The sequence below is a fragment of the Pseudomonas fakonensis genome (genome assembly GCF_019139895.1).
In the GTDB taxonomy this organism is placed as follows: domain Bacteria; phylum Pseudomonadota; class Gammaproteobacteria; order Pseudomonadales; family Pseudomonadaceae; genus Aquipseudomonas; species Aquipseudomonas fakonensis.
The window spans coordinates 1,176,065-1,187,751 of the sequence record NZ_CP077076.1 but is presented as its reverse complement, the minus strand read 5'-3'; the positions used below and the strand labels follow the sequence as shown (position 1 = coordinate 1,187,751).

At 65.0% G+C, this 11,687-nt stretch carries 11 protein-coding genes; 7 read left to right on the top strand and 4 right to left on the bottom strand.

The genetic code is table 11. The annotated features are described in order from the left end of the window. Nucleotides 1-72: 72 nt before the first annotated feature. From KSS94_RS05435 to KSS94_RS05420, 4 genes are all read left to right on the top strand, one after another. The gene (locus KSS94_RS05435; protein WP_217842014.1) at nt 73-1,830 is read left to right on the top strand and encodes a sensor histidine kinase; all 1,758 of its coding nucleotides are present in this window, start codon (nt 73-75) and stop codon (nt 1,828-1,830) included. Then, on the top strand, nt 1,824-3,155 hold the full coding sequence (locus KSS94_RS05430; protein WP_217842013.1) for a sigma-54-dependent transcriptional regulator: 1,332 nt from the start codon (nt 1,824-1,826) through the stop codon (nt 3,153-3,155). The genes KSS94_RS05435 and KSS94_RS05430 overlap by 7 nt, the downstream gene beginning before the upstream one ends. 273 nt (nt 3,156-3,428) lie before the next feature. After that, the gene (locus KSS94_RS05425; protein WP_217842012.1) at nt 3,429-4,748 is read left to right on the top strand and encodes an MFS transporter; all 1,320 of its coding nucleotides are present in this window, start codon (nt 3,429-3,431) and stop codon (nt 4,746-4,748) included. Between the two features lie 125 nt (nt 4,749-4,873). Further along, entirely contained in the window at nt 4,874-6,004 is a 1,131-nt protein-coding gene (locus KSS94_RS05420; RefSeq protein ID WP_217842011.1) for a Fic family protein, read from the top strand. 3 nt (nt 6,005-6,007) lie between these two features. On the opposite strand, the gene KSS94_RS05415 is transcribed toward KSS94_RS05420, so the two are convergent. Further along, nucleotides 6,008-6,760, bottom strand: a complete 753-nt coding sequence (locus KSS94_RS05415) for a COG4705 family protein (protein WP_217842010.1) — start codon at nt 6,758-6,760, stop codon at nt 6,008-6,010. Between the two features lie 365 nt (nt 6,761-7,125). Between KSS94_RS05415 and KSS94_RS05410 the strand changes: the two genes are divergently transcribed. Both KSS94_RS05410 and KSS94_RS05405 read left to right on the top strand, forming a co-directional pair. Further along, nucleotides 7,126-7,452 carry a hypothetical protein gene (locus tag KSS94_RS05410; protein ID WP_217842009.1) on the top strand — a complete coding sequence of 109 codons (327 nt, stop codon included), beginning with the start codon at nt 7,126-7,128 and terminating at the stop codon, nt 7,450-7,452. Nucleotides 7,453-7,571: 119 nt separating this feature from the next. Next, nucleotides 7,572-8,177, top strand: a complete 606-nt coding sequence (locus tag KSS94_RS05405) for a flavin reductase family protein (protein ID WP_217842008.1) — start codon at nt 7,572-7,574, stop codon at nt 8,175-8,177. Here the strand turns inward: KSS94_RS05405 and KSS94_RS05400 are convergent, their stop codons facing one another. Both KSS94_RS05400 and KSS94_RS05395 read right to left on the bottom strand, forming a co-directional pair. Beyond that, on the bottom strand, nt 8,178-8,411 hold the full coding sequence (locus tag KSS94_RS05400) for a hypothetical protein (RefSeq protein WP_217842007.1): 234 nt from the start codon (nt 8,409-8,411) through the stop codon (nt 8,178-8,180). Nucleotides 8,412-8,451: 40 nt separating this feature from the next. Next, a complete protein-coding gene (locus tag KSS94_RS05395) occupies nt 8,452-8,745 on the bottom strand; it encodes a putative quinol monooxygenase (RefSeq protein ID WP_217842006.1) in 294 nt (97 codons plus the stop codon). A 202-nt stretch (nt 8,746-8,947) separates the two neighbouring features. Here KSS94_RS05395 and KSS94_RS05390 point away from each other — a divergent pair, with 202 nt between their 5' ends. Next, on the top strand, nt 8,948-9,862 hold the full coding sequence (locus KSS94_RS05390; RefSeq protein ID WP_217842005.1) for an AraC family transcriptional regulator: 915 nt from the start codon (nt 8,948-8,950) through the stop codon (nt 9,860-9,862). 73 nt (nt 9,863-9,935) lie between these two features. On the opposite strand, the gene KSS94_RS05385 is transcribed toward KSS94_RS05390, so the two are convergent. Continuing rightward, on the bottom strand, nt 9,936-11,573 hold the full coding sequence (locus KSS94_RS05385; RefSeq protein ID WP_217842004.1) for a 5-guanidino-2-oxopentanoate decarboxylase: 1,638 nt from the start codon (nt 11,571-11,573) through the stop codon (nt 9,936-9,938). Between the last annotated feature and the right edge of the window lie 114 nt (nt 11,574-11,687).

Genomic DNA, 11,687 nt, shown 5'->3' with positions numbered 1-11,687 from the left:
GCAAGCCCCCTGTAGGAGCAGGCTTGCCTGCGATAGGGCCAGCACTGCCACCAAAGTTCCAGGACCCTCCCCATGCCCTCATCCTTTCGCGCCCTGCGCCTGGGCCTGATCATCCTGCTGATCGTGGTCGGTACCGTGCTCAGTGCCGGCTGGGCCATGCACCAGGCCAAGCGCGAATCGATGCAGTTGGACGCACGCCGGGCCAACCAGCAACTGGGCCTGTACGCCACCGCCCTGCACACACTGATCGAACGCTACCGCGCCCTGCCCGCCGTGCTGGCGCTGGACCCGGAGCTGATCGAAGCCCTGCGCGGCCCGGTCACCGAGCAGGTGCAGGACACCCTGAACCGCAAGCTCGAACGCATCAACGGCGCGGCCAACTCCGACACCCTGGAACTGCTCGACCGCACCGGCCTTGCCATCGCCGCCAGCAACTGGCGCCTACCCACCACCTACGTCGGTTCCAATTACGGCTTCCGGCCCTATTTCAAGCAAACCCGCAGCCAGGGCAGCGGGCGCTTCTACGCCGTCGGCGTGACCAGCGGCGTGCCGGGCTACTTTTTGTCCAGCGCGGTGAATGACGAGCACGGGCGCTTTCTCGGCGCCATGGTGGTCAAGCTGGAGTTCCCGGAGCTTGAGCGCGAATGGCGCCAGGGCAGCGATATCTTGCTGGTCAGCGATGCCCGCGGCATCACCTTCATCGCCAACCAGGAAGGCTGGCGCTACCGCGAACTGCAACCGCTGAGCCCCGCCGACCGCGCCGAGCTTGCCGAAACCCGCCAGTACGACAAGCAGCTGCTGGTGCCCCTGCAACGCCAGGTGATGACCCGCTTTGCCGACAACAGCCACCTGACCCGGGTGCAGGCCCCCGACGGCCCGGCAGAATACCTGTGGGAGAGCCTGCCGCTGGAGGCCGAAGGCTGGACCTTGCACCTGCTGCGCAAGCCGCAGGTAGCCGAGGACGGGCGCAATGCAGCGCTAGGCGCCGCCGCAGTGTGGCTGAGCCTGGTGTTCGCGGTATTGTTCGTCAGCCAGCGCCTGCGCCTGGCCCGCCTGCGCCAGCGCAGCCGCGAAGAGCTCAAGCGCCAGGTCGAGGAGCGCACCCGCGAGCTGCGCACCGCCCAGGAAGGCCTGGTGCAATCGGCCAAGCTGGCCGCCCTGGGGCAGATGTCGGCAGCACTGGCCCACGAGATCAACCAGCCGCTGACCACCCAGCGCATGCAGCTGGAAACCCTGCGCCTGCTGCTCGACCATGGCCGCCACGAGCAGGCACGCCAGGCCCTGGAGCCGCTGGAGCAGATGCTCACGCGCATGGCCGCACTCACCGGCCACCTCAAGACCTTCGCCCGCAACAGCCCGGGCGGGCTGCGCGAGCGCCTGGACCTGGCCACCGTGGTGGACCAGGCGTTGCACCTGCTGGAGGCGCGCATCCGCAGCGAGGAGGTCGAGGTGGCCCTGTACCTGGCCCGCCCGGCCTGGGTACGCGGCGATGCCATCCGCCTGGAACAGGTGCTGATCAACCTGTTGCGCAACGCCCTCGACGCCATGCTCGACAAGCGCTACAAACGCCTGGAGATCCGCATCGAGGCCGACGGCGGGCACTGGCGCCTGAGCGTGCTGGACTCCGGCGGCGGCATAGACGACGCCCACCTCGCCAAAGTGTTCGACCCGTTCTTCACCACCAAGCCTGTGGGGGAAGGGCTGGGCCTGGGCCTGGCGATCTCCTACGGCATCGTTGCCGATGCCGGCGGCGCGTTGCTGGTCGAGAACCTGCCCGGCGGCGCCCGCTTCAGCCTCACCCTGCCCCGCGACCTGGAGCCTGTATGTTGAATTCAGTGATCGTCGTCGATGACGAAGCCAGTATCCGCACTGCAGTGGAGCAATGGCTGAGCCTGTCCGGCTTCAGCGTACAGCTGTTCGCCCGCGCCGAAGAGTGCCTGGCGCAGCTGCCGGACAACTTCCCCGGGGTGATCCTCAGCGATGTGCGCATGGCGGGGCTGTCGGGCATGCAACTGCTCGAGCGCCTGCAGCAGCAAGACCCGGGCCTGCCGGTGATTCTGCTGACCGGCCACGGCGACGTGCCCATGGCGGTGGAAGCCATGCGCAACGGCGCCTACGACTTCCTCGAAAAACCCTTCACCCCGCAGCACCTGATGAGCAGCCTCGGCCGCGCCCTGGAAAAGCGCCAGCTGGTGCTGGAAAACCGCCGCCTACATGAGCAGGCCGACTTGAAGGCGCAGCTCGAAGGCACGCTGCTCGGCATGTCCCAGGGCCTGCAGCAACTGCGCCGGCAGGTGCTGGACCTGGCCGGCCTGCCGGTCAACGTGCTGATACGCGGCGAAACCGGTAGCGGCAAGGAGCGTGTGGCCCGTTGCCTGCACGATTTCGGCCCGCGCGCCGGCAAGCCGTTCGTCGCCCTCAACTGTGCCGCCATACCTGAAGCATTGTTCGAAGCCGAGCTGTTCGGCCACGAGAGCGGCGCCTTCACCGGCGCCCAGGGCAAGCGCATCGGCAAGCTGGAGTACGCCAACGGCGGTACGCTGTTTCTCGACGAGATCGAGAGCATGCCGCTGGCTCAGCAGGCCAAACTGCTACGGGTGATCCAGGAGCACAAGCTGGAGCGCCTGGGTGCCAACCAGAGCATCGAGGTGGATCTGCGGATCATCGCCGCGACCAAGCCTGACCTGCTCGAAGAAGCCCGCGCCGGGCGTTTTCGCGAAGACTTGGCCTATCGCCTGAACGTCGCCGAACTGCGCCTGGCACCGCTGCGTGAGCGGCGCGAGGATATCCCGTTGCTGTTCGAGTACTTCGCCCGCGCTTGCGGCGAACGCCTGGGGCGCAGCGCACCGGCGCCGAGCGGCGCACAACTGGCGCAACTGCTGGCCCACGACTGGCCTGGCAACGTGCGCGAGCTGGCCAACGCTGCCGAGCGCCATGCCCTGGGGCTGGGCTCGCCGAACCTGGCGCCAACGGCCGAAGGGCAATCGCTGAGCGACCAGGTAGAAGCGTTCGAGGCGCAATGCCTGCGCGCCGCCCTGCGCCAGCACAAGGGCGAGATCAAGGGGGTAATGGAAGCGCTGCAACTGCCCAGGCGTACGCTGAATGAGAAGATGCAGCGGCACGGGCTGGTGCGTGAGGATTTTCTCGAAGGCTGAATAAGCGGATTTCCGCCTACTGTTTTTAGCAAATAAGCGGAAAGTCGCTTACTGACCGCGAAATTGTTGGGCCTGCTTTGCAGCCCATCGCCGGCAAGCCGGCTTCTACAGAGGAACGCGTAACCCAGGCTACACAAGGCCCCGGCAGGGGCCGGCTTGCCGGCCACGCACTCATTTGAATCACCCCGCACCCATTTGGCACAGCTTCTGCAAAACCCTTCTCAAGCCGCGCCCCGACGCGCGCTCCACAACAACAACGAGAAGGTATCCCTGATGGATAACGCCAGCACCCTGCCCACCGGGGCGGCCGCCGCGCCCGCCGCAGAAAAATCCACCGCCAGCCGCCTCAAGTCGATCTTCAGTGGTTCCATCGGCAACATGGTCGAATGGTACGACTGGTACGTCTACGCCGCATTCTCCCTGTACTTCGCCAAGGCCTTCTTCCCTGCTGGCGACACCACCGCACAACTGCTCAACACCGCCGCAATCTTCGCCGTGGGCTTCCTCATGCGCCCGATCGGTGGCTGGCTGATGGGCCTTTACGCCGACCGCAAGGGCCGTAAGGCCGCGCTGATGGCCTCGGTACTGCTGATGTGCGCAGGCTCGCTGGTCATCGCCCTGACCCCAGGCTATGAAACCATCGGCGTCGCCGCGCCGGTACTGCTGGTCATCGCCCGCCTGATGCAGGGCCTGTCAGTGGGCGGCGAGTACGGCACCTCGGCCACCTACCTCAGCGAGATGGCCAGCAAGGAGCGCCGTGGCTTCTTCTCCAGCTTCCAGTACGTCACCCTGATCTCCGGCCAGCTCATCGCCCTGGCGGTGCTGATCATCCTGCAGAACACCCTGACCACCGAAGAGCTGTATGCCTGGGGCTGGCGTGTGCCGTTCGTGATCGGCGCGCTGTGCGCGGTGGTTGCGCTGTACCTGCGCCGTGGCATGGAAGAAACCGCCTCGTTCACCAAGAAAGAGAAGTCCAAAGAAAGCCTGATGCGCACCCTGATGCGCCACCCCAAAGAGCTGCTGACCGTGGTCGGCCTGACCATGGGCGGTACCCTGGCCTTCTACACCTACACCACCTACATGCAGAAGTACCTGGTGAACACGGTGGGCATGAGCATCGGTGACTCGACCACCATCTCGGCTGCCACCTTGTTCCTGTTCATGTGCCTGCAGCCAGTGATCGGCGGGCTGTCCGACAAGATCGGCCGGCGCCCGATCCTGATCGCCTTCGGCGTATTGGGCACCCTGTTCACCGTGCCGATCCTCAGCACCCTGCACACCATCCAGACCTGGTGGGGTGCGTTCTTCCTGATCATGGCGGCGCTGATCATCGTCAGCGGTTACACCTCGATCAACGCCGTGGTGAAAGCCGAGCTGTTCCCCACCGAGATCCGCGCCCTGGGCGTGGGCCTGCCATACGCGCTGACCGTGTCGATCTTCGGCGGCACCGCCGAGTACGTGGCCCTGTGGTTCAAGAGCGCCGGCATGGAAAGCGGCTTCTACTGGTACGTCACCGCCTGCATCGCCTGTTCGCTGCTGGTGTATGTGACCATGAAGGACACCAAGCAGCACTCGCGCATCACCACTGACTGATCGCTACGCGGCAACACCGAAAAGGGGCGCTCCGCTTGGCGGGGCGCCCCTTTTTTGTGGGTGTGAGCCGAATAATGGGTTTATTCGGCTCACTTTATGAGCCGAATAGCGCTATTATTCGGCTCATGGACTCAACCGTACCTTTTTGGATCTGGCAGCAGGCCGACTGGCCAAGGTTCCACTGGAACGACCAGCACCTGGCGGCGCTGCTGCGCGACTGCGTTGAAACGCAGGGCCAACTGCTGGGCAGAACAGGGGCCGTAGCGGCCATCGATGCCGGTGACGATATCCTCGATACACTGCTGCAGAACATTGTCACATCCTCGGCCATCGAGGGTGAACGGCTGAATGTCGAGTCGGTGCGCTCGTCGCTGGCCCGCCGTCTGGGCATCAATGAGCCCGGCCCAACCAGTGCACGCAGCGAAGGCCTGGCCGAGCTGATGCTGGACGCCACTGGGGGTTACGACCGCCCGCTGGGTCTACAACGCCTGTTCACTTGGCATCACTGGCTGTTCCCCGAAGATCCCAACCTGCTTGGCCAGACGCTACCGGTAGGCGAGTTGCGCGACGAGGCACCAATGCAGGTGGTTTCCGGGCGTACGGACAAACCTCGGGTACATTTCGAGGCACCGCCACGGGCAGGCCTGGAAACACAACTGCAAGACTTTCTTGAATGGTTCGAGGCCAGCCGCGGCGACAACCAGCTAGACCCGTTGCTGCGCGCAGGCATCGCCCATTTCTGGTTCGTCACCCTGCACCCGTTTGCCGATGGCAACGGCCGCCTGACCCGGGCGCTCACCGACCTGGCCCTCGCTCAGGGCGAACAACAGGCCATTCGTTTCTACGCCATGTCGGCCAGCATCCTGGATGATCGCGCCGGCTACTACGAGGTGCTGGAGCGTAGCCAGAAAGGCGGCCTGGACATCACCGAGTGGCTTGCGTGGTTTCTGCTGACACTGCTGCACAGCCTCGAACAGGCCCTGCTACGTATCGATCGGGTGTTGGCCAAGGCGCGCTTCTGGCAGACACACCGGGATGACGGCCTGACGCCCGAGCAGGCCAAGGTGCTCAACCGCCTGCTCGACGGTGGCCCGAAAGGCTTCGAGGATGGCATCAGCGCCAGCCAGTACCAGGCCGTGGCCAAGGTCTCCAAAGCCACGGCCACTCGCCACCTGGCCGACCTGCTGGCCAAAGGTTGCCTGCTGCGCCTGCCTGGCGGCGGGCGCAGTACCCGCTATGCCATCCAGCCGGCCTGAGCCTTACGAGCGTTCGAGCACCCGCACCGGCTCACGCTGCTGGTAATAGGTCGCCATCAGCACCAGCACCAGCAGCACCCCGCCCAGCACCGCCGATGAACCGATGGTGCCGAAGTCCAGCCCGCCCTTCTCGTGGGTCTTGGTCAGCACATCGCCCAGGGTCGCACCGAACGGCCGGGTCAGCACAAAGGCAATCCAGAACAGCACCACGCCGGAGATCCGCGTCCAGTAGCGGGCCGCAGCTACCACAGCAATGGCCGAACCGATCAGCAGTGCGCCGCCGGCAAAGCCGAGGCCGGAATCGTCGGCCAGGTAGTCGCCAAGGGCGGTGCCGAGGGTGTTGGAGAACAGGATCGCCACCCAGTAGAACAGCTCGCCACTGCGGTTGCGGATACGCGTGACGTCCAGCGGGTTGCCGCTCAGGCGCCACAGGGCGAAGGTCAACAGCAGGATGCCGATCAGCAGCGCGGAGCCGGCGGCGTAGCCCAGGCCCAGGGTACGGTCCATGAAGTCGGACATGGTGGTACCGGCGGTGCTGGTGGAGAGGATCACCAGCCAGTACAGCACGGGGTGGTAGCGGCGCGAGTAAAGCTGGGTGACCAGCGTCACCAGGAACACGCTGATCAGCAACAGCGAGCTCATGGCGTAGCCGATGTTCAGGGTCATCGACAGCAGGTCGCCTGCGGTCTCGCCGAGGGTGGTGGCGCAGATCTTCATGACCCAGAAGGCCAGGGTGATTTGCGGGAGTTTGTTCATTGTTGTGCCGCTCCAGGGGTTGGGTGCGGCGATGGTGCAGAGCGGGGGCTGAAAAATTGGTTGGGCGGGGATGAAAAATGCGTTGGGGCTTAACGGCCGATTAATTTACCGCGCCCATTCTGTGCCAAACGATGGCCCCCTGTAGGAGCCGGCTTGCCGGCGATGGGGCCGGGCTTGCAAACATAAGGTAAAGGCTGATGGCCCTATCGCCGGCAAGCCGGCTCCTACAGGGGCAAGACACGCCCAAACACATCGATAAAATAGATTTTTAAGCGTTATTTTTTGCGCTTTTTAATCAAATTAATCGGCGTAGCATTGAACCCATAGAAACAAACAACCCCAACGAAACCCTCGGAGCAACCACCATGAAAAACAAACTGATCCTCACTCTCGCCCTCTCCGTCCTGGCCACTGGTGCCTTTGCCGAAGACGGTTTCAACCGCACCAACGGCCACAACTTCGCCGCCGTACAGAGCCAGTCGGCCACCTACGCAGAAGACGGTTTCGACCACACCAACGCACAACGCTTCGCCGAAGATGGCTTCGACCGCACCAACGGCCAACGCTTCGCCGAAGACGGCTTCGACCGCACCAACGGCCAACGCTTCGCCGAAGACGGCTTCGACCGCACCAACGGCCAGCGCTTCGCCGAAAACGGCTTCGAGCGCACCAACGCCCACCGCTTCAGCTGATCACTGAACGCGTGCAACCAGCCCGGCTTTTGCCGGGCTTGATCATTTCCAGCCAGGCAAAGCCTTGGCACACTAAGCGCCTCGTCCCCGCAAAGGAATGGCCCCTGGGCCTCGCGCAGATGTACTACTACGAACCCGCCAAAGGCCACGGCCTGCCCCACGACCCGTTCAATGCCATCGTCGGCCCGCGCCCCATCGGCTGGATCTCCAGCCACGACCGCGAAGGCCGCTTGAACCTGGCGCCGTACAGTTTCTTCAACGCCTTCAACTACATACCGCCAATCATCGGTTTCTGCAGCGTCGGGCGCAAAGACAGCCTGAACAACATCGAGCAGACCGGCGAATTCGTCTGGAACCTGGCCACCCGCCCGCTGGCCGAGCAGATGAACCAGAGCTGCGCGCCGGTGGCCGCAGAGGTCGATGAGTTCGCACTCAGCGGCCTGACCCCGGCCGCCTCGAACGTGGTCAAGGTGCCGCGGGTAGGCGAAAGCCCGGTGAGCTTCGAGTGCAAGGTGAGCCAGATCATCCAGCTGACCCGCGCCGACCAGGAGCCGGTACCGAGCTGGTTGATCCTGGGTGAGGTGGTGGCCGTGCACATCGCCGACCACCTGCTCAAGGACGGTATCTACGACACCGCCGCCGCCGAACCTATCTTGCGCGGCGGCGGCCCGGCCGACTACTTCGCCCTGGGCGAGCTGTTCAAGATGGGCCGCCCGCAGGCCTGATCAGAAGATCAGTTCGCCTTCTTCGCTCACGCCCTGCAGGCGTTCGAGTTCAGCGCAGGCCGCCTCGTCGGCGGCAATTGCGCCCTTGAACAGTTGGCCATCCAGTACCTTGTGAAAGCGCGGCGCGCCGCCCATGTTCAGGGCCTTGACGGCGATTGCCGCGTGGTAGCCGCCGCCTTCTACCGGCACCATCGCCGAGACGGCTTCGAAGTGGGGGAATTCTCTACGTGCCATGCTGCACTCCGCTTGTGATCGAGGGGCGGCATTCTACACCTCAGGCAAAGGTGTGCAGGTCGAGGCTGCTGACGAACTGCTCCTGTACCAGTTCACCAAAGGCCTGCAAGGTCGGCGAGGCAAAATAGCCGCTCATCGCCTGCTGGTCGCTCCAGCTGCCGCTGAGCAGCCACAGGTCGGCATCGACCTGCGAGCGCTGCACACTGAAGCTCAGGCAGCCGGGTGTGCGCAACGATGGCTCGAGCAGATCGCGCAGGCGCATGCCGAGTTCTGCCGAACGACCGTTGCTGGCGCGAATGAAAGCCAGGTGTGTGACCGGTTGCTGTTGGGTCATGAACGATCTCCTTGAAGCAGTGCGAGCGGGAAAACCAGGCTGCCAAGGTTAGGGCCCCGCCCGCGCGGGCCGTTAGGCCATTACTGCCGGCCGATTGCCTGATCCTGCCGTGTTGCAGGATCAGGCAATCGAGGTGCAGCATTCGACTAGCGCCCGGCATTGCCCAAACCTATGCTGGCCCGGTCTTCCGAGGAAACCCGCCATGACCACGCCCCTTGAACCCTCGCTCGAACTTCAGCGCCAGGAACTGGCCGGGCTGATCCTGCGCCATGCCAGCGGCCCCCACGGGCCGATGTCAGCGGTGCAGGACCTGTACCTGTCGGCCTACCGCGAGAACGTGCGCTCGGTGCCCACCCTGGCGCAGCCGGCGCTGTGCATCCTGGCCCAGGGCAGCAAGGCGCTGTTCCTGGGCGACGAGCAATACGCGTACGACCCGCTGCACTACATGGTGGTGTCGGTGACGTTGCCGATCAGCGGCGTGCGCCTGGACGCAAGCCCCGAGCACCCAAGCCTGGGCCTGCGCCTTGACCTGGACGCCGCCGAGATCAGCCAGTTGATTGCCGAAAGCGGGCCGATGCTGGTGCCCAACCTGCCCTCCGGCCGTGGCCTGTATGTGGAACGTAGCGACCCGCAACTGCTGGATGCCCTGCTGCGGCTGGTGCGCCTGCTGGACAGCCCGCGCGACATCCCGATGCTCGGCCCGCTGATCCGCCGTGAAATCCTCTACCGCTTGCTGCGCGGGCCGCAGGGCCACCGCCTGTACGAGATCGCCCTGGCCAACAGCCAGACCCACCGGGTATGCCAGGCCATCGCCTGGCTCAACCGGCATTATCAGCAGCCGCTGCGTATCGAGGACCTGGCACGGGAGGTGAACCTGAGCACATCGACGCTGCACCACCGGTTCAAGGCGGTCACCTCGATGAGCCCGTTGCAGTATCAAAAACAGCTGCGCCTGCAGGAGGCGCGGCGCTTGATGCTCAACGACGGGCTGGAGGCGGCGGTGGCGGCTTACCGGGTGGGCTATGAAAGCCCGTCGCAGTTCAGCCGCGAGTACAGCCGGTTGTACGGCGCACCGCCAATTCGCGATGTCGCGCGGTTGCGGGCCAGTGCTAACTAACCTCTAGCTGGCTCCTACAGGCTGGCGCCTCTCCCTGTAGGAGCCGGCTTGCCGGCGATAGGGCCAGCAGCCATCACCCGTTCACTGCGCCTTGCCACTGCTGCTGATCCACCTGGATCAAGGTCGGCCCCCGCCGCTCCACCGCGCGCAGCAACGCCGCCTGCAACTGCGCCACATCCCCCACATCCTCAGCCGCAGCGCCAAGCGCCCGGGCCACGCCAATGAAGTCCGGGGTATGGATGTCCACCCCCACCGGCTCGATGGCCCGGTTGACCATGTACTTCTTGATTTCCTCATAGCCCTGGTTGTTCCACAGCAGCACGATCAGCGGCACCTGCGCCTCCACTGCACTGGCAAGCTCCGGCAGGGTGAACTGCAAGCCGCCATCGCCGATCAGGCACACCGCCGGGGCACGCTCGGCCGCAGCAGTGGCGCTGCCCAGCCAGGCGCCCATGGCCGCCGGCAAGGCATAGCCCAAGGTGCCGTAGCCGGTGGAGGCATTGAACCAGCGGCGCGGGCGGGCCATGTCCAGGGTCAGGTTGCCGGTATACACCGGCTGGGTCGAATCACCTACGAGGATGGCATCTGGCAGCGTTTGTAAAATGCTGGTCAGCAGTTGGGTCTGGCTCAAGGTGGGGGCATCCCAGGTGACGGCGTTGTCCTCACGCAAGCGGGCTGCGCGGGCACTGCCCCAGCCGGCATCACGGGCCGGCGCAGGCAGTGCCTGCAAGGCCTTGAGCAAGGCATCAGCCGCCGTTTCGGCATCGGCCACCAGGGCCAGCTCCGGCAGGTAATTGCGCACGGTCTGGTCGGGGTCGATGTCGATGCGCAGCAAGCTGCCGGGGATCTCGAAACCACCCTTGAAAGTCACGTCGTAGTCGGTCTCGGCAAGCTCGGTACCAATGGCCAGCACCACGTCGGCCTCGGCCACCAGCGCGCGGGTGGCGGGCAGGGTCTGGGTGGAGCCGATCTGTAGCGGGTGGCTGGCCGGCAGCAGGCCTTTGGCGTTGATGGTCAGTGCCACCGGCGCCTGCAGGTGCTCGGCCAGGGCGGCCAGCGGTTCACCGGCGGCCAGCGCACCGCCGCCTGCCAGAATCAACGGCCGGCGCGCAGCTGCAAGGCGCTCGGCCATCTGCCGCACCGCAGCAGGCGCAGCACCTGCACGCAAGGTACGCACCGGGCGGCCTGGCAGCAGGTGATCGGCAGGCTCCACCAGCACATCCAGCGGGATCTCGATATGCACCGGCCGCGGGCGGGCAGCCTCGAACACAGCAAAGGCCCGGGCCAGTACCTGGGGCAGGTCGTCGGCGCTCATCAGCGTCTGCGAGAACGCCGCCACACCGGCCACAAGGCCCGCCTGGTTGGGCAACTCGTGCAGCTTGCCGCGCCCGCCACCAAGCGCGCTGCGCGACTGCACGCTGGAGATCACCAGCATGGGTATCGAGTCGGCATAGGCCTGGCCCATGGCGGTGGTGATGTTGGTCATACCGGGGCCGGTGATGATGAAGCACACCCCCGGCTTGCCACGGGTACGCGAATAGCCGTCGGCCATGAACCCGGCGCCTTGCTCGTGGCGCGGCGTGACGTGGCGGATGCTCGAGGCCGCCAGGCCTCGGTACAGCTCGACGGTATGCACACCAGGAATGCCGAAGACATGGTCAACGCCATAGCCTTCGAGGAGTTTGACCAGCATTTCGCCACAGGTTGCCATTTATCGAGTACCCGATTCTTGTTGAAATCAGGCTTCATGGAACCAATTGGCCGCTGTTGCCACAATGCAAAAAAACACATACTAGGCATGTCCTCACGTCATGGCTTAATCCCA